General features: G+C 67.4%; 22 protein-coding genes, 1 tRNA gene and 1 riboswitch. Of the genes, 9 read left to right on the top strand and 14 right to left on the bottom strand.

Going from position 1 to position 23,187, the window contains the following annotated elements; genetic code table 11:
* Positions 1-60: 60 nt before the first annotated feature.
* From AC1DH3_RS10020 to AC1DH3_RS10005, 4 genes are all read right to left on the bottom strand, one after another.
* On the bottom strand, positions 61-1,584 hold the full coding sequence (locus AC1DH3_RS10020) for a UDP-N-acetylglucosamine 1-carboxyvinyltransferase (protein WP_441416581.1): 1,524 nt from the start codon (positions 1,582-1,584) through the stop codon (positions 61-63).
* A gap of 96 nt (positions 1,585-1,680) precedes the next feature.
* On the bottom strand, positions 1,681-2,484 hold the full coding sequence (locus AC1DH3_RS10015) for an energy-coupling factor transporter transmembrane component T family protein (RefSeq protein WP_476909213.1): 804 nt from the start codon (positions 2,482-2,484) through the stop codon (positions 1,681-1,683).
* The gene (locus AC1DH3_RS10010) at positions 2,481-4,100 is read right to left on the bottom strand and encodes an ABC transporter ATP-binding protein (protein WP_476909212.1); all 1,620 of its coding nucleotides are present in this window, start codon (positions 4,098-4,100) and stop codon (positions 2,481-2,483) included. The genes AC1DH3_RS10015 and AC1DH3_RS10010 overlap by 4 nt, the downstream gene beginning before the upstream one ends.
* A gap of 13 nt (positions 4,101-4,113) precedes the next feature.
* On the bottom strand, positions 4,114-4,746 hold the full coding sequence (locus AC1DH3_RS10005; protein ID WP_476891888.1) for an ECF transporter S component: 633 nt from the start codon (positions 4,744-4,746) through the stop codon (positions 4,114-4,116).
* Between the two features lie 69 nt (positions 4,747-4,815).
* Positions 4,816-4,959, bottom strand: a riboswitch (TPP riboswitch).
* Positions 4,960-5,105: 146 nt separating this feature from the next.
* Between AC1DH3_RS10005 and AC1DH3_RS10000 the strand changes: the two genes are divergently transcribed.
* Positions 5,106-5,651: a heme-degrading domain-containing protein gene (locus tag AC1DH3_RS10000; protein ID WP_441416577.1), complete on the top strand. Its 546-nt coding sequence runs from the start codon at positions 5,106-5,108 to the stop codon at positions 5,649-5,651.
* Between the two features lie 36 nt (positions 5,652-5,687).
* Positions 5,688-5,951, top strand: a complete 264-nt coding sequence (locus tag AC1DH3_RS09995; RefSeq protein ID WP_441416576.1) for a DUF4235 domain-containing protein — start codon at positions 5,688-5,690, stop codon at positions 5,949-5,951.
* Between the two features lie 21 nt (positions 5,952-5,972).
* Here the strand turns inward: AC1DH3_RS09995 and mnhG are convergent, their stop codons facing one another.
* The 6 genes from mnhG to AC1DH3_RS09965 are packed head-to-tail and all read right to left on the bottom strand — an operon-like array spanning position 5,973 to position 12,368.
* On the bottom strand, positions 5,973-6,371 hold the full coding sequence (mnhG, locus tag AC1DH3_RS09990) for a monovalent cation/H(+) antiporter subunit G (RefSeq protein ID WP_441416575.1): 399 nt from the start codon (positions 6,369-6,371) through the stop codon (positions 5,973-5,975).
* Complete coding sequence (locus tag AC1DH3_RS09985; RefSeq protein ID WP_175322314.1) at positions 6,361-6,639, bottom strand: MrpF/PhaF family protein; 279 nt, start codon at positions 6,637-6,639, stop codon at positions 6,361-6,363. The genes mnhG and AC1DH3_RS09985 overlap by 11 nt, the downstream gene beginning before the upstream one ends.
* Positions 6,636-7,181 carry a Na+/H+ antiporter subunit E gene (locus AC1DH3_RS09980; protein WP_441416574.1) on the bottom strand — a complete coding sequence of 182 codons (546 nt, stop codon included), beginning with the start codon at positions 7,179-7,181 and terminating at the stop codon, positions 6,636-6,638. Before AC1DH3_RS09980 ends, AC1DH3_RS09985 begins: the two co-directional genes overlap by 4 nt.
* A complete protein-coding gene (locus AC1DH3_RS09975; protein ID WP_476891887.1) occupies positions 7,178-8,791 on the bottom strand; it encodes a Na+/H+ antiporter subunit D in 1,614 nt (537 codons plus the stop codon). The genes AC1DH3_RS09980 and AC1DH3_RS09975 overlap by 4 nt, the downstream gene beginning before the upstream one ends.
* The gene (locus AC1DH3_RS09970) at positions 8,788-9,354 is read right to left on the bottom strand and encodes a Na(+)/H(+) antiporter subunit C (protein WP_476909211.1); all 567 of its coding nucleotides are present in this window, start codon (positions 9,352-9,354) and stop codon (positions 8,788-8,790) included. Before AC1DH3_RS09970 ends, AC1DH3_RS09975 begins: the two co-directional genes overlap by 4 nt.
* Positions 9,351-12,368 (bottom strand): Na+/H+ antiporter subunit A, encoded by a 3,018-nt coding sequence (locus AC1DH3_RS09965; RefSeq protein ID WP_476909210.1) that lies wholly within the window; start codon positions 12,366-12,368, stop codon positions 9,351-9,353. The genes AC1DH3_RS09970 and AC1DH3_RS09965 overlap by 4 nt, the downstream gene beginning before the upstream one ends.
* Before the next feature lie 232 nt (positions 12,369-12,600).
* On the opposite strand from AC1DH3_RS09965, the gene AC1DH3_RS09960 reads away from it, so the two are divergent.
* The 3 genes from AC1DH3_RS09960 to AC1DH3_RS09950 are packed head-to-tail and all read left to right on the top strand — an operon-like array spanning position 12,601 to position 15,725.
* Positions 12,601-14,001: an MFS transporter gene (locus AC1DH3_RS09960; RefSeq protein WP_476909209.1), complete on the top strand. Its 1,401-nt coding sequence runs from the start codon at positions 12,601-12,603 to the stop codon at positions 13,999-14,001.
* 39 nt (positions 14,002-14,040) lie between these two features.
* A complete protein-coding gene (locus tag AC1DH3_RS09955) occupies positions 14,041-14,523 on the top strand; it encodes a cation:proton antiporter regulatory subunit (protein ID WP_441416569.1) in 483 nt (160 codons plus the stop codon).
* A gap of 5 nt (positions 14,524-14,528) precedes the next feature.
* Positions 14,529-15,725 carry a cation:proton antiporter gene (locus AC1DH3_RS09950; RefSeq protein ID WP_476909208.1) on the top strand — a complete coding sequence of 399 codons (1,197 nt, stop codon included), beginning with the start codon at positions 14,529-14,531 and terminating at the stop codon, positions 15,723-15,725.
* Between the two features lie 16 nt (positions 15,726-15,741).
* Here AC1DH3_RS09950 and dcd read toward each other — a convergent pair whose 3' ends face one another.
* The 3 genes from dcd to AC1DH3_RS09935 form a co-directional block, all read right to left on the bottom strand.
* Entirely contained in the window at positions 15,742-16,317 is a 576-nt protein-coding gene (dcd, locus tag AC1DH3_RS09945; RefSeq protein ID WP_441416567.1) for a dCTP deaminase, read from the bottom strand.
* A 66-nt stretch (positions 16,318-16,383) separates the two neighbouring features.
* The gene (locus AC1DH3_RS09940) at positions 16,384-16,827 is read right to left on the bottom strand and encodes an SRPBCC family protein (RefSeq protein ID WP_441416566.1); all 444 of its coding nucleotides are present in this window, start codon (positions 16,825-16,827) and stop codon (positions 16,384-16,386) included.
* Positions 16,828-17,030: 203 nt separating this feature from the next.
* Positions 17,031-18,608 (bottom strand): sugar transferase, encoded by a 1,578-nt coding sequence (locus AC1DH3_RS09935; RefSeq protein ID WP_476909207.1) that lies wholly within the window; start codon positions 18,606-18,608, stop codon positions 17,031-17,033.
* Between the two features lie 498 nt (positions 18,609-19,106).
* Between AC1DH3_RS09935 and AC1DH3_RS09930 the strand changes: the two genes are divergently transcribed.
* The 3 genes from AC1DH3_RS09930 to AC1DH3_RS09920 all read left to right on the top strand — a co-directional run bounded on the left by AC1DH3_RS09930 (position 19,107) and on the right by AC1DH3_RS09920 (position 20,592).
* Positions 19,107-19,180, top strand: a tRNA-Gly gene (locus AC1DH3_RS09930).
* Between the two features lie 105 nt (positions 19,181-19,285).
* Positions 19,286-19,435 carry a hypothetical protein gene (locus AC1DH3_RS09925; protein ID WP_441416564.1) on the top strand — a complete coding sequence of 50 codons (150 nt, stop codon included), beginning with the start codon at positions 19,286-19,288 and terminating at the stop codon, positions 19,433-19,435.
* Positions 19,432-20,592: a N(5)-(carboxyethyl)ornithine synthase gene (locus AC1DH3_RS09920; protein WP_441416563.1), complete on the top strand. Its 1,161-nt coding sequence runs from the start codon at positions 19,432-19,434 to the stop codon at positions 20,590-20,592. Before AC1DH3_RS09925 ends, AC1DH3_RS09920 begins: the two co-directional genes overlap by 4 nt.
* 110 nt (positions 20,593-20,702) lie before the next feature.
* Here the strand turns inward: AC1DH3_RS09920 and AC1DH3_RS09915 are convergent, their stop codons facing one another.
* Positions 20,703-22,067: an MFS transporter gene (locus AC1DH3_RS09915; protein ID WP_476909206.1), complete on the bottom strand. Its 1,365-nt coding sequence runs from the start codon at positions 22,065-22,067 to the stop codon at positions 20,703-20,705.
* Positions 22,068-22,227: 160 nt separating this feature from the next.
* Here AC1DH3_RS09915 and AC1DH3_RS09910 point away from each other — a divergent pair, with 160 nt between their 5' ends.
* On the top strand, positions 22,228-23,082 hold the full coding sequence (locus tag AC1DH3_RS09910) for a LysR substrate-binding domain-containing protein (RefSeq protein WP_441416561.1): 855 nt from the start codon (positions 22,228-22,230) through the stop codon (positions 23,080-23,082).
* The last annotated feature ends 105 nt before the right edge of the window (positions 23,083-23,187 follow it).

Below are 23,187 nucleotides of genomic sequence, written 5' to 3'. Positions count from 1 at the left end.
CAACCATTGTGCGTCAGCACCCGCCCCGGCGCGCTACCCCAAAATCGCCGCTCAGACGATTCAGTCCTGGAAATACTCGATCTTGGCGCCGATGGTGTTAAGCCGCTCGGCCAGGTCCTCGTAGCCGCGTTCGATCACGTAAATGTTGCGCAGCTCTGACACACCACGCGCGGCGAGCATGGCCAGCAGCAGGCAGGCAGCCGGGCGCAGGGCCGGCGGGCAGCCGACTTCCGCGGCCCGCCACTTGGTGGGCCCGTTGACGTAGATCCGGTGCGGATCCAGCAGCTGGACCTGGGCGCCCAGCTTGTTCAGCTCGGTCAGGTAGATGGCCCGGTTCTCGTAGACCCAGTCATGGATCATCGTCTGGCCGTGGGCGTTGGCGGCGATGACGGCGAAGAACGGCAGGTTGTCGATGTTCAGGCCGGGGAATGGCATCGGGTGGATCTTGTCCGTTGGCGCCCGCAGCTCGGAGGGTTTGGTGGTGACGTCCACCAACCGGGTGCGGCCGTTGCGGGCAAGGTACTCCGCGGATACCTCCAGCCGCTGGCCCATCTGCTCGAGGGTCGCCAGTTCGATCTCCATGAACTCGATCGGGACGCGGCGGATCGTGACTTCGGAGTTGGTCACGATGCCGGCGGTGATCAGGCTCATCGCCTCGATCGGGTCCTCGGACGGGAAATACTCGATGTCGGCGTCGATCGACGGGCGGCCGACGATCTTCAGCGTCGTGGTTCCCACGCCGTCGATCTCCACGCCCAGCATCTGCAGGTAGAAGCAGAGGTCCTGGACCATGTAGTTTGGGCTGGCGTTGCGAATGATCGTGGTGCCGCGGCGGTGGGCGGCGGCCATGATGGCGTTTTCGGTCACGGTGTCGCCGCGCTCGCTCAGGACGAAGGAACGGTCGTGGCCGTCTGCCGGCGGTGCCTGCACGCTGTAGAAGCCGGACTTCGCCTCGACGCTGAGGCCGAACTGGCGCAGGGCCTGCATGTGCGGCTCCACGGTGCGGGTGCCAAGGTCGCAGCCACCGGCGTAGGGCAGCCGGTATTCGCTGGACTCATCGAGCAACGGGCCGAGGAGCATGATGACGCTGCGGGTGCGGCGGGCGGCCTCGACGTCCATCGAGTCGAGGTCCAGCACGGCCGGTCGGCGGATCTGCAGGTCGTTCGCGTCGAGCCAGGTGCACTCGACGCCGATGCTGGTCAGGACCTCCACGATCCGGTTGACCTCTTCGATCCGGGCCAGCCGCCGCAGGACGGTGGTGCCGCGGTTGATGAGACTCGCGCACAGCAGCGCGACGCCGGCGTTCTTGCTGCTGTTGACGTCCACGGCGCCGGAGAGCGTGCGGCCGCCCTCCACCCGCAGGTGGGTCATCTGCGGCCGGCCGACTTTGACGATGGCGCGGCCGAAAATGGATTCGAGCCGCTCAATCATTTTCAGGCTCAGGTTCTGCTTGCCCTGCTCCATCCGGGCGATGGCGCTCTGGCTGGTTCCCAGCTCGGCCGCGAGCTGTCCCTGAGTCCAGCCCTTCTCGCCGCGGGCGTCCCGGAGTACGGCGCCGACATATTCAGCAGTCTGTTGAGTCATATGCAATAAATATCACGGATGAGCTATTTTGACGGGCCAAATCCCCAGAACTGCAATAAAGCTCACAGAATATCCATCTCGTGCGATATGTAGCGGCTACTGCTGGCCGAGGAACACCATGTTCCACGTCCCGGCAGCGACGGCTGCGGCCACGGCGGCACCTGAGATCAGCAGGCCCCCGAGAACCACCCACGCGTCCAGCCGGCTGAACGTCGCCTTCCGGGCCCAGGTCCGCTGCGCGCCGCCAAAGCCCCGTGCTTCCATGGTCACGGCGAGCCGGGAGGCGCGGCGGACGGCCTGGACCATCAACCCGAAGCTTTGCCCCAGCGTGGCCCTGAGCCGCTGCACCGGGTTTCCGTGCGAGCCGACACCGCGGGCTCGCCGGGCCATGCCGATGGTCTGCCATTCCTCGGCCATGAGCCCCACCAGCCGCATCGCGGCCAGGGTGCCGAGCACGAAACGGTGCGGCAGCTTCGCCTGCTGCGCCAGGGCGTCGGCCAGGTCCGTGGGGTCGGTGCAGCTCATCAGCAGCACCGCCGGCAGCGCGATCGCGAGGCCGCGCAGCAGGAAGCCCAGCCCGAGCTGCAGCGAGCCCTCGGTGATGGACCAGACGCCGACGTCGAGCAGTATCCTGCCATGGTCCGGGGCCAGGATCGCGGTGCTCCAGCCGCCCACGGCGGCCGCGAGGATCAGCGGCCAGCCGCGCTGCCAGAGCAGGGCCAGGGTCAGGCCCGCCAGCGGGAACAGCAGCAGTTCGAAGGCGAGCGCCACGGACGCGGACACCCAGTCGATGGACAGCGCCAGCGCGACCGTGATGAGCACGACGCCGGAGAATTTCGCCAGCGGGTTGGCGCGGGTCAGCAGAGCGTGGTTTCCGCGCAGGGTCAGGGCGTCCCTCATGGCGCCGCCACCCCCGGATTCGTCCTGCCGGGTAGTCCCGGCGCGCCCGACTGCGGTGCGCCGAGCTTCAGCTCGGTGCCGCCCAGGACCTCGCTGAACTCCGCGTCGTGGGTCACCGAGACCACCGCGGTCCCGGCGTCGAGAAGCTCGGAGAGGAAGGAGGCCAGTTCCGCCCAGGTGTTGGCGTCCTGGCCGAAGGTGGGTTCGTCCAGCACCAGCACCTGCGGGTGGGCAGCCAGCACCGTGGCCACGGAGAGCCGCCGTTTTTCCCCGCCGGAGAGCGTGTAGGGGTTGGCGTCCACGAGTTCGCGGAGCCGGAGCCGTTCCAGCAGCTCGTCGACCCGTTCTTCGCCGCGGCCCAGCTGGCGGGGACCGAACATCAGTTCGTCCAGCACCCTGCCGGTGACGAACTGGTGCTCGGGTTCCTGGAACACCGTGCCGATCCTGGCGATCAACTGCTGGGCCCTCCATTTGTACGGATCGATGCCTGCGCCGGCGCTCAGCTCGGTGGTGGCGGACACCGCGCCGGAGACCGGGGAGAGCAGGCCTGCCAGGGTCAGGGCGAAGGTCGACTTCCCGGAACCGTTGGGGCCGGTGATGGTCAGCGCCTGGCCGGCCCGGACCCGGGCCGTGATGCCGGACTGCACCGGGACGGGTATTACCGTGCTGAAGCCCCGCAGCAAACCGGTGCGGCGGGGCCGTTCGCGGGACACGGCCAGTTCCTCTGCGGCCAGCAGCAGCTGGCCGGCCCCGGCGTCCCCTTCGGGTCCTGTTCGGCCGCGGCGGGCCCGGGTGGCGGGCACATGGCCCGGCACCCAGACGCCGGCGGAGATGAGCATGTCCCGCGCCCGCTCCAGGACCAGGTCCGGGGGCCCGTCCAGCAGCACGGCGGAGTCCGTGGCGGATCCGGGCTGCAGCACGACGATCCGGTCCACAAGGTCTTTCCAGACAGCAACCCGGTGCTCCACCACCACCAGGGTGGCCCCGGTCTTGTCCAGGCACCGTCCCACGGCGTCGCGGACCTCCAGGACACCGGCCGGGTCAAGGTTGGCGGTGGGCTCATCGAGGAGCAGCAGCCCGGGCCGCATCGCGAGGATCCCGGCGAGCGCCAGCCGTTGCTTCTGGCCTCCGGAGAGCGACGACGTCGGGTGATGCAGCGGCAGGCCGCCCAGCCCGACGTCGTCGAGCGCCTCCCCCACCCGCCGCCAGATGTCCGCCGGGGGGACCGAGAGGTTTTCGGCCCCGAAGGCCACGTCGTCGCCGAGCCGCGACAGCACCACCTGGGTCTCCGGGTCCTGCTGCATCAGCCCGGCCCGCCCGCGCCGGGCCCTGGGCGGGGCTCCGTCGATCAGCAGGCTGCCGGTCTCATCGGAGTCCTCGGCATCAGCGGAAGCAGCAGCGGACGCGGCTGCCGCAGTGCTGTCCCCCAGCACACCGGCCAGGGCGTGCAACAGCGTGGACTTGCCGGCGCCGGACGGGCCCAGCAACAGCACGCGCTCGCCCGGACGGATGTCCAGGTCCAGGCCGCTCACGGCGGGCCGGGCCCGGCCGGCGTGCCGCCAGCCCCAGCCGCGGGCGCTGACCGCGGCCGGGCGTACGTCGTCGACAGACCTCATGCGTGTGCGGGCATCAGGAGAAGACGGGTTCCGATGCCGCCTTGCGGGACCCGAACGAGGCCAGCACCCCGGTCTTGGCCAGGCCGCGGGTGGCGAGCCAGGACAGTCCCCCGGCAATCACCGCTCCGGAGATGGCGCAGAAGATGATGTAGGCGAGCTTGTCACCGGTTTCGTACGCGATGTTCCAGCCCCAGGGCAGGAAGGAGTCGTTCAGGCCGCAGAACAGGCCCGCACCGGCACCGGCCAGCAGGGACACCGGAAGGTTGAACTTCTTGTACAGGAACGCGGCAAAGATGAGTTCGGCGCCCAGGCCCTGCAGGATGCCGGAGATCAGCACGGTGGTGCCGTACTGCGAGCCCATGATCAGCTCGCCGGTGGCGGCCACCGCTTCGCAGAACAGCGCCGCCCCGGGCTTGCGGATAACGAGCATGCCCAGCACCGCCGGGATCATCCAGCCGCCGGCGTAGAGCCCGGTCAGCGGCGGGTAGACCGCGTTGAGCGGGACGGAAACAAGGTTGGAACCCTGGGACCAGGCCCAGAAAATCACACCGCCGGCAACAGCGATCAACGCGGCCACCACAATGTCGACCACGCGCCAGCTGTATTTGCCGGTGGTCAGTGTCTGCTTCGCAGAAATGTCAGTCATATCGTCCTCCTGAGGAACAGGAGGGGAGGGTGCTCCGGCGGCACCGCGGCCTTCGCCACGGGTGCCGGGCACCCTGAGAACTCGACTCCCTTGCGCCGGTACTAACCGGATCAGGTTCGAGGGTCTGCGGCTGTCCGCACTCTCAGCGCCCACCTACGGTTACCTTGGATTTCTCCAGTGATGCCCGACGGCGGCGCTCCCCTGTCGTATCTAAATCGCCCTTGTGGGCTGGCTCAGTTTACACCCGGCGGCACTCCCAAGTGACTCGCAGTCGTTGTCGTTTTGAGGGCTCATAACGGCAACAACTGCGAGTCAGTTGGGCTTGCGCGGCGGCGGCCACCTAACGGAAGCTGAGTCCCATGACCGACGCACCAGTGCCTTCCCCCGAGTACGACCCGGACTCCGCGGAACCACAGCCGCCGGGATCCCTGGCCGCGCTCATCGGCCGCATCCTGGCCGAAATCGACGAACTGCAGTTCCGGTCCTTCAGCAAGGACGACGCGCTGGACCTGGGCCTCCTCCTGGTCCAACTCGGCCGCCAGCGCTCCTACCCGATCGCCATCGACATCAGCAAGGGCGATCAGGTCCTCTTCCACGCCGCACTGGAGGGCGCCACCCCGGACAATGAGCGCTGGATCAAGGCCAAACAGCGCACCGCGGTGCGGTATGAAGTCCCGTCGCTGCTGGTGGGCCTGCGGGCGCGTGCTGCCGGTCAGAGGATCGAGGACAACGCCTGGTTCGACCAGCGGGAGTTTGCAGCCCACGGCGGCTCGTTCCCCATCTACCTGCGCGGAACCGGGGTGGTAGGCACCGTCACGGTGTCGGGGCTGCCGCAGAAGGACGACCACGAGCTGGTGGTCGAGGCACTGACCGAAATCCTCGGCCGCCCGGGGACGCTAGGCTAGGGGAAGCCCTGTTTCCTCCCGCAAGGAGTACGAAGTATGAACATCTTCATCAAACTGCTTGGCACCGGCGTCAGCCTCCTCGCCGGCTTCGTCGGCACCAAGGTAGTCGACACCGTCTGGGAAAAGACCACCGGCAACAAACCGCCCAAGGGCCACGACGACGACGTCCCCACCACCCTGCGCCAGGCCCTGACCTTCGCCCTCATTTCGGCCTCGGTCAGCGCCATCATCCAGGTCCTCGCCAACCGCGGCACGCAGCGGGCGATCACCCGCTTCGCCAAGACCCAGGACCTGGTCTAAGCCATATCGCCGCCGGCGGCGTTACTCGTCGTCGTCGTCCGTGAATCCGCGCTTGCCGGCCGCCTGCTGCACCACGGCTTCCAGCTCGTCGGCGCTCAGCAGCTCGGGGTGCAGGTGCTTGGTGCGGTAGCCGGCGCGGCCAACCATGTGGGCGGAGACCGGCACTGTGAGCAGCTGGAAGATCCACGCGACCACCAGCACCGGCCACACCCACCAGGTGCGCAGCTGCAGCCCCACGGCGCAGAGCAGCAGGAAAAGCCCCAGCACCTGCGGCTTGGTCGCGGCGTGCATCCGGCTCATGAGGTCGGGGAACCGCAGCAGGCCGATGGCCGCGCCGAGGGACATCAGCGCCCCGACCACCATGAACACAGCCGAGACGGTGTCGATTACGGCGTCGGCGGAAATCGTGTCAGGACTCATTGGGCTGCTTCCTCCGGTCGGCCACGAATCGGGCCACCGTCACCGAACCGACAAAGCCGATGATCGAGATGGACACCAGCAGCATCAGGTTGTTCAGGTGCCGGTTCACGGCCATGTCGATGCACAGCGCCGCGCCTAGGATGGCCAGCAGCACGTCGGCGGCCAGCACCCGGTCCAGCAGCGAGGGCCCCCGCGCGATGCGGATGATCGCGCCGGCCGCGGCGAGCGACAGCACGACCGCGGTAATGGTCAAAACCAGCGGCATCATGCCCCGGCCTCCTGCTTCAGTGCGGACAGTTCGGCCCTGGTGCCCATGATCCGGATCAGCCCGGCCTCCGTGTCGCGGACCTCCTTGCGGAGCTTCGCCGCGTCCTCGGCGTCTCGGACGTTGATGCCGTGGATGTAGAGCGTGGACGTGGACCTGTCCACCTCCACCACCACGGACCCCGGGATCAGGGAAATGACGTGTCCCGTGGCGGTCACCAGCAGGTCTGAATGGCTGCGGAGCGGGACGGCTATGACGGCGCTGATCACCCGCGGACCACGGACCACGGCCAGGTACAGGACCTGGAAGCTGGCCGCCACGACCTTGGCCAGGAAGACCAGCGCGAACGGCACGGCGCGCAGCACGTTGAAGCGGCCCCCCAGTTCCACCGGCGGCAGGTAGAACAGCCGGGCCACCACCACCGCGATCAGGGCGCCGAAGAGCAGGTTTCCGGCGCTGAAGTCCTGCCACAGGGCGCCCCAGACAATAACGAGCCAGACCAGCAGCGGCAGCTCCTGGCGCAGCGAGACCCTCTTCCGTGTCATTTGCCGCCCTCCTGCCGCATCGGCTGGGCGATTACCGGAACCGGCGCCTCGTCCCCAAGCACGGCCTGGATATAGGCGGACCGGTTCAGCATCTCCCCGGCGGACTGGTCCGCCACCCGGAAGAGCGGCCCGGCAAACACCGTCAGCGCCACCCCGAACAGCACCAGGCCCAGAGTGGAGCCCACCATGGTCCGCGGCAGCAGGGTCACGTTCTGCTGGCCCGCGCGGTGGCCGGTGGCCGCGTCGGCGGGGGCGGCGAGCAGCACGGGATCGGGATGTTCGGCGTCCTCGGGCTTGCGCCAGAAGGCGCGGTTCCAGACGCGTGCGATGGCCAGCAGGGTCAGCAGGCTGGTCAGCACGCCGCCGGCCACGAGTGCGTAGGCCAGCGGGGTGCCGAGGGCGACGCCGGCCTGCAGGAGGCCCAGTTTGCCGAGGAACCCGGAGAACGGCGGGATCCCGGCCAGGTTCATGGCCGGCACGAAGAACAGCACCGCCAGCAGCGGCGAGAGCTTGGCCAGCCCGGCGATCCGGTCCACCGAGGAACTCCCGGCGCGGCGCTCGATCAGGCCGGTCACCAGGAACAGGCTGGTCTGGATGGTGATGTGGTGCGCCACGTAGAACACCGCGGCCCCCAGCCCCGCCACGGACGACATCGCCAGGCCGAACACCATGTAACCGATGTGGCTGACCAGGGTGAAGGAGAGCAGTCGCTTGATGTCGCTCTGCGCCAGGGCGCCCAGGATCCCCACCACCATGGTCAGCAGGGCAGCGACCATCAGCGGGGTGTTGAACGTGTCCCCCGGGAAGAGCAGGGTCTCGGTCCGGACCATGGCGTAGACCCCCACCTTGGTGAGCAGGCCAGCAAACACGGCGGTGACCGGGGCGGGGGCCGTCGGATACGAGTCCGGGAGCCAGAAACTCAGCGGGAACACGGCGGCCTTGATGCCGAACGCCACGAGCAGCAGCACGTGCAGCAGGTTCCGGGTGCCCTGGTCCAGATCCATCAGCTTGATGGCAAGGTCCGCCATGTTGATGGTTCCGGTGGCGCCGTAGATCATGGCGATCGCGATCAGGAACAGCACCGAGGAGACCACCGAGACCACCACGTACGTCACACCCGCGCGGATCCGCGGACCCGTCCCGCCCAGGGTCATCAGCACGTAGCTGGCGGTCAGCAGGATCTCGAAGCCCACGTAGAGGTTGAAGAGATCACCGGAGAGGAACGCGTTGGACACGCCCGCCACCAGGATCAGGTAGGTGGGGTGGAAGATCGAGACGGGCGCGTCGCGGTCGCCGTCGGCCATGCCCTGCCCGGTGGCGTAGACCAGCACGGCAAGGCTGACGGTCGAGGACACCACCAGCATGAGCGAGGAGAACTGGTCCACCACCATCACAATGCCCCAGGGCGGCAGCCAGCCGCCGATGTTGACCGCCGCCGTGCCGCCCTGCCAGACGGAGGCCAGCAGCAGGCATTCGAGCAGCAGCGTCAGCGAGAGGAGGGCAATGCTGACGGTCCGTTGCGCCCGTGGTTGCCGGATCAGCAGGAAGGTCAGAGCGGCCCCCAGGATGGGGAGGACGACGGCGAGCGGGGCAAAGCTTGCGATGTTCACTTGGTCCCTCCTTCCGGGCCTGGCGTGATGTTGCGGGATCCGGGTTGTTCCTCGGCGGCGGCGTCCATGGCCGGCATCCGGCGGGCGCCCGCCTGCACGGTCTCCGTCGGGTCGGGTCCCCCCGCAGCGTCCGTCGGATCGGCCGCCACGAGAGGGAACTCGGAGGTCTCCGCCGGGATGACGGCGTCGTCCTCGGCATCGAAGCTGGGGGTCTCGGCCACCCGGCGGTCCTCGGCGTCGTCCTGGATTTCGTCCTGCCGGGCCAGCACCCAGGTTCGGTAGATGATGCCCAGCATGAAGGCCGTGACGGCGAAGGAGATCACGATCGAGGTCAGGATCAGCGCCTGCGGAAGCGGGTCGCTGTAGTCGCCGGCGGCCGTGTCTTTGTTGAACAGCGGTGCGAGGCCCGCATAGCCGCCAGTGGCCAGGATCAGCAGGTTGGTGGCGTTGGCCAGCAGCATCAGGCCCAGCAGGACCCGGGTGAGGCTGCGTTCCAGGATCAAATAGATGCCGCAGGCGTAGAGGGCTCCCATGACCGTCAGCAGAGTCAGATTGACGCTCATGCGCTCCCCTTGGCGGTGGTTTCGGCCGGGACGCCGTCGGCTTCCCGGTCGTCGGACGGCTCCGCGGGTTCTTCCGCGGGCTGTTCCTCGAAATGTTCGTCGATTTCCGCGCCGAGGCTGCGGAGCACGTCCAGCGCCAGGCCGACAACGACGATGTAGACGCCGATGTCGAAGATGGTGGAGGTGACGAACTTGATGTCGCCGAAGACCGGCAGCCAGAGTTCGATCACGGCACTTTGGAAGACCTGGCCGCCAAGCAGCAGCGGCGCGACGCCGGACGCCGCGGCCGTCGCGAGCCCGATCCCCAGAAGGGCGCCGGCGCTGACCGGGGTGGCCTCGCGCAGCTCGAAGCGGCCCCCGGCGAGGTAGCGGATGGTGAGGGCGAGCCCGGCCGTGAGCCCGCCGGCGAAACCGCCGCCGGGAAGGTTGTGTCCGGCGAGCAGCAGGTAGATGGAGAAGACGATCATCGAATGGAAGATCAGCCGGGTGACGACTTCAAAAATGATCGACCGCCGCTCCGGGGCCATGGTCCGTCCCGCCACTAGCCACGCGTCGCGAGTCGACGCGGCAAACCGCCGGCTCAAGGCCAGCGCCGCGTTGTCCCTGGTGTGGGCGGGCTGATGCGTCCGGCGGCCGACGGTTCCTTCCGCCACGGACGACGAGGGCCCGATGCGGTCGCCGCGGCCGCGGACGAAGATCAGGCTGGCAACGCCGGTGGCGGCGAGCGCCAGCACGGAGATCTCGCCAAAGGTGTCCCAGGCCCGGATGTCCACGAGGGTGACGTTGACGACGTTCAGTCCCCCGCCGCCCTCGTAGGCCAGGCGCGGGAACTCCAGCGAGACCGGAGTGGCGACCCGGGAGCTCAGGGCGTAGATCGCTACAAAGACCATGGTGAGGCCGAACGCCGCGCCGATGATCACCCGGGTCACCCGGTACTTACCGCCGGTGCGGTCCCGCAGCTCCGCCGGCAGGCTCCGCATGGCGAGGACGAAGGCCACCAGGATGATGGTTTCCACCAGCATCTGGGTCAGGGCCAGGTCCGGGGCGCCCTGGAGCGCGAACATCAAGGCGATGCCGTAGCCGGTGACCGACACCATCAGCACGGCCAGGAAGCGCTTGTTGGCCCGCACCGCGGCGAGTGCGCCGATCACGATGCCGGCGCCCGCGACGAGCTGCAGCGGCGAACCGGGGTCGATGAAGTACAGGCCGCCGGGCAGCGGCTTGTTGGCCAGCAGCATCGCCGTGAGCGGCAGGACGAAGGCCACCGTCAGGATGACGGCCAGGTAGAAGAAGAGCGAGCCTCGCTGGGTGCGGCCGGTGACCCAGACGGCGACGTCGTCGAGGGCGCCGATGGTGCGCTGGTAGCTGCGGTCGCCGTCGATCCAGCCGGGCACCAGCGCCTGCGCGCGGGAAACGGCGTTGCGTCCGTAGAACATCGCCAGTCCAAGGGCGAACGTGATCGCGGCCAGGCCCAGCGCCGGGGTGAACCCGTGCCACAGCGCGAGGTGCCCGGCGGCGTCGGGATCCACGCCACCGGCTTCGGCGTGGCCGGCGAAGAGCGCCGCGTACGGCTGGATCCAGGCGTCCACCGGCGCCGGCCACACGCCGTAGAGGAGGGTCAGCAGGCTCAGCACGGCGGGGGCGGCAAGGAATGCCGGCTTGACGGCCTTGAAACGGGTGGCCGGCACGCCGGATTTGACCGCGAAGGCGCCCCACATGAAACGTGCGCTGTAGGCGAAGGTCAGGACGGAGCCCAGCACCAGGCCGACCAGGATAACCAAACCCCACGGCCCGGTCCCGGCGTGATGCACGAAGGCCTCGAAGACGGATTCTTTCGCCACGAAACCTGCCAGCGGCGGCACTCCGGCCATCGACGCGGCACCGATCGCAGCCACCACGGCCAGGGCGCGGGAGGACCGGTAAACCCCGGAGAGCTTGCGGATGTCGCGGGTCCCCGCCTGGTGGTCGATGATGCCGACCACGAGGAACAGCGTGGCCTTGAAGAGGCCGTGGGCCAGCAGCAGGGCGAGGCCGGCGAGCGCCGCATCGGGCTTGCCGAGCCCCACCACCATGGTCAGGAAGCCGAGCTGGCTGACCGTGCCGTAGGCGAGGATGAGCTTGATGTCCGTCTGGCGCAGGGCCCGGTAACCGCCCACCAGCATGGTGGCCAGGCCGAGGCCCAGCACCAGCGGGAGCCAGTACGCCGTCTCGGCGAACCCGGGGGCAAGCCGCGCCACGAGGTAGATGCCCGCCTTCACCATGGCGGCGGCGTGCAGGTAAGCGCTCACCGGCGTCGGCGCGGCCATCGCCCCGGGGAGCCAGAAGTGGAACGGGACCAGCGCGGACTTGGTGATCGCGCCCACCAGGACCAGCACGACGGCGGCCGCCACGGCGGCCGCGGCCGGTCCCGTCAACAGCTCGGGCGCCATCTGCAGGATGGTCGAGATCCGGTAGGTACCCGCGGTTGAGCCCAGCATGATCAGGCCCACCAGCATGGCCAGGCCGCCTGCAGTGGTCACCACCAACGCCTGCAGCGCCGAGCGACGGGCCGACAACCTCGTGCGGGCGTAGCCGATCAGCAGGTAGGACAGGACCGTGGTGAGTTCCCAGAAAATAAACATCAGGAGCAGGTCGTCGGCGGTGACCAGGCCGAACATGGCCCCGGCAAACGCCAGCAGTTGGGCTCCGAAGCCGCCGAGGTGGCTGTCCTTGTCCTTGAAGTACCGGGCACAGTAGACCAGGACCAGCGCACCGACACCCAGGACCAGCAGGGACATGACCCAGGCCAGGGCATCCATCCGGAACGCCAGCTCCAGCCGGAGGTCCGGAATCCACGGGAGGGTCACCGCGGTGGACCCGGCGTATGAATACACCGCGCCGTGCTGGAGGAGCAGCCAGACGAACGAGCCTGCGGGCACCGCGGCCAGCGCGAAGAACGCGTTCCTGCCCAGCCTGCGGAAGAGGAACGGCGCCACAGCAGCCACCGCGAAGTGCACGGCAAGGACTGTGATCACTGGTATCTCCGCAACGTCAGGAATTCGATTGTCAAAAAGTTGGAGCAGGCGGGGCAATTGGTTAGGTTCGGTGCGGCTAGTTTACCAAGCGTGCACAAATTGTTTTTACGGTGACGTGCGCGGAGGACGGCGACCATTGGAGCCGCGGTTCCACCGGCCCGGCAACGAAGACCCGGCGTTGCCTAGCCGTTTCTCCGCCGGCGGTCCGCCGCGGGCGGCTAACATTCAGGCTATGAACTCCGCCACCGCCCCCGAGGCCATGCGTCCGGCCTCGGAATTCGAGTCCGGCAGCCATGCCACCGGCAAGGGCCAGGTCGTGGCCTGGGCCGCCTGGGACTGGGGCTCCGCGGCCTTCAATGCGGTCATGACCACCTTCGTCTTCACCGTCTACCTGACCTCCAAGGCCTTCGGCGGCGAAGACGAAGCCTCGGCGGTCCTCGGCTCCGCCCTGGCCATAGCCGGGGCGGCCATCGCCCTGCTGGCCCCGGTCACCGGCCAGCGTTCGGACAGCGGAGGCCGCCGCAAGCTGTGGCTGGGGGTCAACACGGCCGCCGTCGCGCTGCTGACGGGGCTCTGCTTCTTTGTCTTCCCGCGTCCCGAATTCCTGCTCCTCGGGGTGACCCTGATCGCGCTTGGCAACGTGTTCTTCGAATTCGCCGGCGTCAATTACAACGCCATGCTCGCCCAGATCTCCACGCCCGCGAACATCGGCAAGATCAGCGGCTTCGGCTGGGCCTCTGGCTACCTCGGCGGCATTGTCGCGTTGCTGATCGTGCTCCAGCTCTTCGTCCAGCCCAGCTTCGAGTGGTTCGGGGCATCCACCGAGGAGAGCCTGAACATCCGTCTCGTGGCGGTGTTCTCCGCGCTCTGGTTCCTGGTCTTCGCGATTCCGGTGATGCTCGCAGTCCCGGAAGTGCCCAAGGCCCGGCAGTCCGGTCTGGGGTTCTTCGCCTCCTACAGCCTGCTCGTGCGCCGCATCCGCGCCATCTACCGGACAAGCCCGCACACCATTTACTTCCTGCTGGCCAGCGCCATCTTCCGCGACGGGCTGGCCGCGGTGTTCACCTTTGGCGGGATCATCGCCGCCGGCACCTTCGGCTTCGAACTCAAGCAGGTCATCTTCTTCGCCATCTTCGGCAACGTTGTGGCCGCGGTTGGCGCGCTGCTGGGCGGTTTGCTGGACGACCGGGTAGGGCCCAAGGCGGTCATCATCGGTTCGCTGATCGGCCTGCTGATCGCGGGCAGCGTGCTCCTGGCGCTGGGGAACGGGAACTATTCCTTCTTCGGCATGGACTGGGCCGGAAGCACGACGTTCTGGGTGTTCGGCCTGTTCCTGTGCCTCTTCGTGGGTCCGGCCCAGTCCTCGTCCCGCGCCTACCTGGCCCGGCTCGCGCCGCACGGTGAATCGGGCGAGCTCTTCGGCCTGTACGCCACCACCGGCCGCGCCGTCAGCTTCCTGGCGCCGGCACTCTTCACCCTGTGCATCGCGGTCGCGACGCCCCTGGTTGCGCCCGGCGAAGCGCAGCGGTGGGGCATCCTCGGCATCATGGTGGTCCTGCTGGCCGGGCTGCTGGTGATGCTGCCCGTCAAGCCGCCGGGCAGGACGGAAATCGCCGTCGTGCCGGGGGCCTGAACCCGCCCCAAAACTCCGCCGGGACACTAGGCTGGAGGCATGAACGTGGATGAGACAGACCTTCCCGGCCTGGGCCGGCGCAAGGACTTCATGACCGCCTCGGGACGCCGGATCGGCGTCGTCGAGTACCGCGAAGGCCAGACCGAGCTGATCGTCTCGACCTGGGACGACCCGGACACCTGCCAGGCCTCCATCCCGCTGACCGCCGACGAGGCCGCCGCCCTCGGCAACCTTCTGGGCGGACAGCGCATTGCCATGCAGCTGTCCGAAGCGCACCGGGAGATCCCCGGGATCGTCACCCGGCAGTTCTCCATCGCCGCGGATTCCCCCTTCCAGAACCAGCCCATGGGCAAAGCCTGCATCCGGACCCGCAGCGGCGCCTCGATCGTGGCCATCATGCGCGAGGGCGAAGTCCTCCCCTCGCCGGGCCCCGACGTCGTCCTGCACCCCGGCGACCTCCTCGTCGCCGTCGGCACGCAAGAAGGCCTGGACACGGCAGCCAGCATCCTGCGCAACGGATAAGCGGCATGGATCCGCTCGCCCTGACCCTCATCGAACTGGGGGCCGTCGTGTTCTGTCTTGGCCTGCTGGCCAGACTGGCCGGGCGGATCGGCATGTCCCCCATTCCGCTTTACCTCGTCGGCGGCCTGTTCTTCGGGGCAGGCGGTCTGGTCAAGCTGGAAGGGATGCACGAGTTCGCCCATCTCTCCAGTGAGATCGGCGTCATCCTCCTTCTGCTTATGCTCGGGTTGGAATATACGGCGGCCGAGCTGGTGACAGGCCTGCGGCGGTCCTGGCAGGCCGGCGTCCTGGACCTGGTGCTGAACTTCCTGCCGGGGGCGGGCCTGGCACTGCTCCTGGGCTGGGGGCTGGTGGGGGCGATGGTGATGGGCGGTGTCACTTACATTTCCTCGTCCGGGATCGCCGCGAAAGTCATCACGGACCTCGGCCGGATCGGTAACCGCGAGACACCCGTGATCCTGTCCATCCTGGTCTTCGAGGACCTGGCCATGGCCGTCTACCTGCCAATCCTGACGGCCACGCTCGCCGGAGTCAGTTTCCTGGTGGGGCTGCAGACGGTGGGGATCTCCCTCGCCGTCGTCACCCTGGTGCTGGTGGTCGCCTTGCGGCACGGCCACCACGTGTCCAAGGCCGTCCACAGCGAAAACTCCGAGGTGTTCCTGCTCAACCTGCTAGGGGCCGCGCTGTTGGTCGCGGGACTGGCCGCCGCCATGCAGGTCTCCGCCGCCGTCGGCGCCTTCATGCTCGGGATCGCGATCTCCGGAGCCACCGCGCACAGCGCCACACGGATCCTTGAACCCCTGCGCGACCTATTCGCCGCGATCTTCTTCGTGGTCTTTGGCCTCAACACGGACCCGACGTCCATCCCGCCCGTGCTTGGCTGGGCCCTGGTCCTGGCCGTCCTGACGGCGGCCACCAAGATGATCACCGGAATCTGGGCAGCCAAGCGGGCCGGCATCGCCCTGCCGGGCCGCTTCCGTGCCGGGGCGGCCCTGATCGCCCGCGGAGAATTCTCCATCGTGATCGCCGGGCTCGCGGTGGCTTCCGGCGTGGTGCCCAGGGAGCTCGCTGCCCTGGCCACCGCCTATGTGTTGATCATGGCCGTGATGGGTCCGCTGGCTGCCCGCTTCGTGGAGCCGATCGTGCGGACGCTGCGCCGCCCGGCCAGGCGCACTGCCCTCCCGGTCCGGCCCGCTGGCTAGGACCCTTCCGGGCCGCCTAGATCTCGGTGCGGTGGAAGTTCAGGTGGCTGCGGCTTGCCGTCGGGCCGCGCTGGCCCTGATAGCGGTTGCCATACTCGCCGGAACCATACGGGTGTTCGGCGGCCGAGGACAGCCGGAAGAAGCAGAGCTGCCCGATTTTCATGCCCGGCCAGAGCTTGATCGGCAGGGTGGCCATGTTGGAGAGCTCCAGTGTGACGTGTCCGGAAAATCCGGGGTCGATGAACCCCGCCGTCGAATGCGTCAGCAGGCCAAGGCGGCCCAGCGAGGACTTACCCTCGAGCCGCGCCGCAATATCGTCCGGCAGCGTGACGGTCTCGTAGGTGGAGCCCAGCACGAACTCGCCCGGGTGCAGGATGAACGGCTCGCCCGCGTCAACCTCCACCAGGCGGGTCAGCTCGGGCTGGTCCTCGGCAGGGTCAATATGCGCGTACTTGTGGTTATCGAAAAGCCGGAAAAAGCGGTCAATCCGCACGTCCACCGACGACGGTTGAACCATGTCAGGGTCGAACGGCTCCAGCACAATCCGCTGGGAGTCGATTTCGGTACGAATGTCGCGGTCAGAGATCAGCACAGGATCAAAAATACCCCAGTAATTGCCGGCTGGTCCGCGTGGGGCAAGTGTTACTCCCGTGAGGCCCTATGCGGCGGCCCGCTGGTGCTCCAGCACGGCCTTGAGCCGCTCGAGCTGCGCGACCTGCGCCTTCATGGCCCGGCGCACCCTTGGATACATCAGTACCCCGGCGCCGGGCGGCCGGTACCGGAGGGCGAAGCGGACGCGGGTGCTGCCGCCCTCTGTGCTCAGGTAGTAGCCGCCGTGCGGACGCGCCGGTCCGGCAATGACCTGGAACTGGATCTCGGCTCCGGGCCGGGTCGCGGTGAGTTCGAAGTCGGCAACCGCCGGCCGCCCCGTGCCGGCAAAGACCGGGCGGTAGACCGCCCCCATCGATCCCGCTGCGCCGGAAATGAGTTCAACACCGCTGATCCCGTCCCGCCAGGACGCCAGGTTCCGGGGATCCAGCAGGAAGTTGTAAACGCTCATCGCGTCGCGTTGGATCACGACTTCGTACTCGGCAAAGGCCACGGAAATCCTCGTTAGGCGGACGGCTAATGGACGTAGCCCGTTCCCCGGAGACTGCAGCTAACCCCTTCAGGGTACCCAGCAGGGCCCGGCACACCACCCCTGCGCGGCAGGCCTTTACCGAAGAGTTACCGACGGAGTTGGTGTCCGGGCATCACGGTGGGGCCGGTCCCGGCTGCGTAGCCGATGCGAGAAGTCATCGCCCCTCAGTACGCGCCGACGGGGCTGCGCATGGCCCTGAAAGTCCTCCACATGATGATGAGGTCTCCGGTGAGGGACCAGTTCTCCACGTAGTAGAGATCCAACCGGACGCTCTCCTCCCACGGAAGAGTGGAACGGCCATTAACCTGCCACAGTCCGGTGATTCCAGGCTTGATGAGCAGCCGGCGGTTGGTGAACTTCTCATACCGTTCAACTTCCGATGGCAGCGGCGGCCGAGGGCCGACCAAGCTCATCTCACCGGTGAGTACGTTCCAGAACTGCGGGAGCTCATCCAAGGAGTACTTGCGCATCCAGCGTCCGCATCTGGTGACCCGCGGATCGTTCCGGATTTTGAACAGCAGTCCGGATCCTTCGTTGAGTTCCCGCACGGACTCCAGGTCCTTTTCGGCGGTTTGGACCATCGATCGGAACTTCAGCATGTAGAAAGGCTCGCCGTTTCTGCCTGCCCTCAACTGGCGGAAGAAGATGGGGCCGGCGCTGTCCCGCTTGACGATGATGGCGAGAACCAGCATGAGCGGCGACAGCACCAGCAATGCCAGCGACGCGACGGCGATGTCGATGACGCGCTTGAGAACGTGCTTGCCGCCCGCATATTGGGGAAGCTCGACGTGCACGAGCGGCAATCCATCAACCGGACGCCAGTGGATTCGCGGACCGGCAACGTTGGTGAGGGTGGAAGCCAGGACGAGTTCCGTCGCCGTCGCCTCCAGCTTCCATCCCAGCTCCCGGATGTACTTGCTGCCACCGGGTACCCGTCCCGCGACGATGACCGCGTCCGCGCCCGCGACTTCTACCATCCTCGACACGTCCGCCAGGGTGGACACCACCGGGATCCGGTACCAAGGCGACCGGAGCTCGGTGGACTTCTCCAGGGTCGGCAACCCCACGCCGGAAATTTCGTAGCCGGCGGTAGGGTTCTTTTCGATCTGGTTGATGACGTACTCGACGTCGCTCCGGTCTCCGATCACTATCACCCGCGACAGGTACTTGCCTTCCGCCCTCTTGCGGTTCAACCACCGGCGCCAGAGCCAGCGGTTGCCGGTAAGCAGCAGGAGCCCCAGGGGCAACGCCACAGCGAAGTAGCCGCGAACCACTTCAAAGCGGAAGAAAACCATCGCAATGGCCAGGGCGCCGAACAGCTTGAGCGTGGCCTGTGCAACTCTCTTGTATTCGGCTCCGCCGACGCCAAACGTCCGGCAATCGCGGGTGTGGTAAATCTCGAGGGAAGCGATCCAGGCAACAAGGAGCAGTGTGGAGACCACCAGATATTTCGCTTCAAATTCCGCCCCGGCCGAGGTTGTTGCCTCGGAGCCAAACCTGAACACGTAGGCCGACGCCACCGCGACGGCAATGGCTGCCCCGTCGGTGATTCGAAGGCGGTTGGCGAAGTTCCTCCACCGAAGTGAGACCGCCCTCCTGGAGGCCGCCATGTCAATCCGGGATTCGTCGTCCCACACCGAGTGCTGCGGCCTCGCCGAAGCCAACTTGCGCTGCGGGATGCTCGCTGGGGCGGCCAACCGGGCCGCTGCGTGCAAAGGCCGGCGGTGTTTGAGTTCGCTCATGACCGCCGCCGCGCGGAGCCGGAAGCCTCTTCAGCCCTTTGAGCGGGGGGCTGGACATTGTCAAAGCCAGAGCCCCGCCATTTGCCTATATCCAATAGTCGGACAACAGGAACAGGGATAAGCGCTCCACGAACCATGATGAGACCTTCTAGCGACTAGGGGTTGGCTGCGATCTCCCCTAGTCAAGTGGATGGTCTTTGGGGGCACACGAGTGTGGGCTACCTCTTTTTGCCTTCTGACCACGCGACAGTGGAGGCAGGTGTACGCGCATCTGAGATGGGTCTACCCGTTGAAATTCGAGTCCGTCCTGAATTGGCAAAGCGAGGTGTCCGCCGGACGGGAAGGGGAGGCCGGAGATCCGGTCTTCCAGGGGTAGAGGCCCTGGGCTCCTCGCAGAATGGCCCCGGTGTGGCTGTTCCAAGTGGGCTTCAGACTGCGGTAGTGTAAATCTCGTTGTTTTCGCCGGGATTATTGGTCAGATTTTTGGCCAGTCCCACTGCGGCTGTAGCTCAATGGTAGAGCGCTAGCTTCCCAAGCTTGATACGCGGGTTCGATTCCCGTCAGCCGCTCCAGTTCGTCCACCGCTCCGCGCCCGCACCACTGCACCGGAGTCGGTTAGGTAGCTACCTGTATCGTCAGGAGTCAGGAACCTCTTCGGTTCCGCTACAGGAGCAATCATGGCTGACAAGTCCCCCCGTCAAGCAGCATCCAAGAAGTCCGGCAAGTCCATCAAGGAAAAGCGCGCTGACAAGAGGGCCGCCGCGGCGCCGCCCAGCTCCCTCGACAAAGTGACCGCCGCCAAGACGGCGAGCCCCAAAAAGAAGTGACCGGTTCCCCGAACCACCTCACCCTCGGTGTCCTGGCCACCACACGCAAGCCGGACGAACGCCGCCTTCCCATCCATCCCCGGCACTTTGAACGCATTGCCCCGGAGCTCAGGCAGCAACTGATCCTGGAAGAAGGCTACGGCGAGCGCTTTGGCGTTTCGGACGCCCACTTGGCCGGTCTCGTGGGCGGCATCGTGCCGCGGGCGCAGCTGTTGGCCGAGGCCGACGTCGTACTGCTGCCCAAGCCGCAGCCGGAGGACCTCGCCGAATTGCGCGACGGGCAGGTCCTCTGGGGCTGGCCGCACTGCGTCCAGGATGCGGCAATCACCCAGCTGGCGATCGACAAGAAGCTCACGCTCATCGCGTTTGAGGCGATGAACCACTGGGCCAGCGACGGCGGCTTCGGCCTGCACGTCTTCCATAAGAACAACGAGTTGGCTGGCTACTGTTCGGTGCTGCATGCCCTGGCCCTGACCGGCACCACGGGGGACTACGGCCGCCGGCTGAGCGCCGTCGTAATCGGTTTCGGCGCCACCGCCCGCGGCGCCGTGACGGCCCTCAACGCCCACGGCGTCCACGACGTGCAGGTGCTGACCAACCGCGGAGTCGCCGCGGTGGGTTCACCCATCCACTCGGTGCGGATCGCGCAGTTCGACCACGACAATGAGGCGCCGTTCCTGAGCGAAGTCATCACCGAACGGGGCCGGGTGCCGCTGGCGCCCTTCCTCGCGGAGAGCGACATCGTGGTCAACTGCACCCTGCAGGACCCGAACGCTCCGCTGACCTACCTGCGCACCGAAGACCTGGACGCTTTCCGGCCGGGCAGCCTGATCGTGGACGTGTCCTGCGACGAAGGCATGGGCTTCAGTTGGGCGAAAACCACCACCTTCACCGAGCCCATGTTTACGGTAGGCGACCACATCGACTACTACGCGGTGGACCACAGCCCGTCCTATCTCTGGAACTCGGCCAGTTCCGAGATCAGCGAGGCGCTGCTGCCGTTCCTGGAGACGGTGCTCGCCGGGCCCGCAGCCTGGGACAGCAACGAAACCATCCGCCGCGCGATTGAAATCCGCGACGGCGTGGTGCTCAACCCGGATGTGCTGGAGTTCCAGCAGCGGCAGTCGGGGTACCCGCACCTGCCCGTGGCCGGCTAGCAGCTTCGCGCCGCACCCGGTTTTCTGCTCCGTTTCCGGACAGCCGCTACGCCGATCCGCGTAGCGGCTGTCCGTTTTCGGCGCGAAAAGTCGTAGCCGGCGCGGAAAGCTTAGGCCGGGACGATCCGGAGCAGGCGCCGCCGGTCCTTCAGGTCCACCTTGAGCGTCAGCTCGCCACGCCGGGCCAGCACGACGGCGACCACCGCGGCCGCCAGCGCGGGCACGCCGCCGGAAACCAGGATCGCCGTGCGGGGATCCAGGTGCTCTGCCAGCCATCCCATCAGCGGACCGCCGATCGCCTGCCCGCCGATCAGCACCATGATGTACAGGCTCATGACCCGGCCGCGGATTCCCATGTTGGCGCTGACCTGGACGAGCTGGTTGGCCGCGGTGAGGAACATCAGGCACCAGAAGCCGGCCAGCACCATGGCCGCACCGAACCACTCCTTCGAAGGTGCCGCGGCGGCCAGGCAGAGCATCAGCCCGTACATTCCTGCCCCCAGCATGACCGAGCGCAGCCGGAGCTGCCGGCGCCGGGCGGATGTGATGGCCCCGGCCAGTGCCCCGAGTGCCACCAAAGAGTTGAGCAGCCCGTAGCCGCCCGCACCGGCGTGGTACACGTGGTCGGCGAAGGCCGCCAGCAGCACCGGCAGGCTCATCGCGAACACCGCGACGAAGCCCGCCATCAGCCAGGGCCAGTAGATCGTGGGCTTGGCCAGGGCGTAGCGCAGCCCCTCTTTGAGCATGCCCTTCCGTTTGGCGGCCGGCAGCGTGAGGTGCAGCTCGTCCCTGCGCAGGACCAGGAGCATCGTCAGCGTGGAACAGCATGCCACCGCATTGGCGGCGAACGCCCAGCCCGCCCCCACCGCGCTGAGCAGGACCCCCGCAACGGCCGGGCCGATCAAGCCGCCGAGCTGGAAGATGGTGGAGTTCACGCTGATGGCGTTCCGCAGATACGCCGGGCCCACGAGTTCGTTGACGAAGACCTGCCGCGCCGGCTGGTCCAGCACCGTGACCAGACCCAGGACCAGCGCGATCGTGTAGACGTGCCAGACCTCGATCCGCTGCGTCAGGGCCAGGCTTGCGAGGGTTGCCGCCAGGACCGCGGCCGCGCACTGGCACAGCACCAGGATTTTCCGCTTGGCGAAGCGGTCGGCCATCATGCCGCCCCAGGGGCCCAGAAGAAGCGAGGGCAGGAACTGCAGGGCCACGGTGACGCCGACGGCGGTGACGGAACCGGAGAGCTGGAGCACCAGCCAGTCCTGGGCGATCCGTTGCATCCACAGGGCGACGACCGCGATGAAGTGCCCGACCGCGAAAATCCGGAAGTTGCGGACCTTGAGTGAAATGAAGGTGTGCCGCCACGGCAGCCGCTCACTGACGACGCCGACCGGCTGGGTGACAGGTGGCAGCGAGAGCTGCGCGGGGTGGTCATGCTGGGAATCGGCGGCCTGGAGAGGCGGAGGGGGTGGCACGGAAGATCCTCAGGGGAACGGGGCCTACGGGGGTTGGCTTAACGCTAAGCTAGCCGCAATCGATAATGGAAGGCTATTCCGCGCATAACTAGCATCACGAAACGCAATGGACTGGGGGCGATGGTGGACCGAGCAAGAGACGCACTGACCGGGAGGCCGCATGTTTGAACCCGCCCAGCTCCGTTCCTTCCTGGCGGTGGCCGAGACGCTGAGCTTCACGAGGGCGGCAGAACGCCTCGGACTGGCGCAGCCGACCGTGAGCCAGCACGTCAGGAAACTGGAGGCCGCGGCCAGGCGCACCCTGATAGCCCGCGATACCCGCGATGTGCGCCTGACGGACAACGGCGACGCCATGGCCGGCTTCGCGCGCAGCATCCTTGCCGCCCACGATTCCGCCGCCCGCTACTTCTCCGGATCGGCCATGCGCGGCCGGCTGCGCTTCGGCACAGCGGACGATCTGGCGATCACCGGGCTCCCCCGGATCCTGCGCGAGTTCCGCCAGATCTACCCACAGATCAACCTCGAACTCACGGTGGGCCAAAGCGACCAGCTCTACAAACGGCTCAATGCCGGCCAGCTGGACCTCGTCTTCGTCAAGTGGGTGGCCGGGGCCAAGGACGGCACCGTGGTGCAGCAGGACTCCTTCTCCTGGGTGGGGCTGGAGCAAACTGTCCTGGACCCGGGCAATCCGGTGCCGCTGATCGCCTACCCCGCGCCCAGCCTGAGCAGGAAGCTGGCCATCGACGCCCTCGAAGCCACCGGCCGGACCTGGCGCATCACCTGCACCACCCGGCAGATCAGCGGCGTGCTCGCCGCCGTCCGGGCAGGCATCGGCGTCGCCGTGATGCCGTCCTCTCTGGTTCCGGAGGACCTGAAAATCATCACCCGGCGTTTCGACCTGCCGCCCGTCGGCGACGTCGACTTCACCCTGATTCGCAACCCGCTGGCCAACACGGAGGTCATTGAAGCGCTCACCCAGACCATTGTTGGCCGGGCCCTCAACCGCTCCACCTAGCTCGCCTACCCGGGTACCTACTCAGCCGGGACCCGGTACCTACTCCCAAATTACTCGGCCGGACGGGTCGGTACGCACCCATTGAACACAGGTGGTACTTGCCCT

The sequence above is a fragment of the Arthrobacter sp. 05L428 genome, assembly GCF_056397665.1.
The sequence above is the reverse complement of the archived record's forward strand: the minus strand, read 5'-3'. Positions and strand labels throughout refer to the sequence as shown.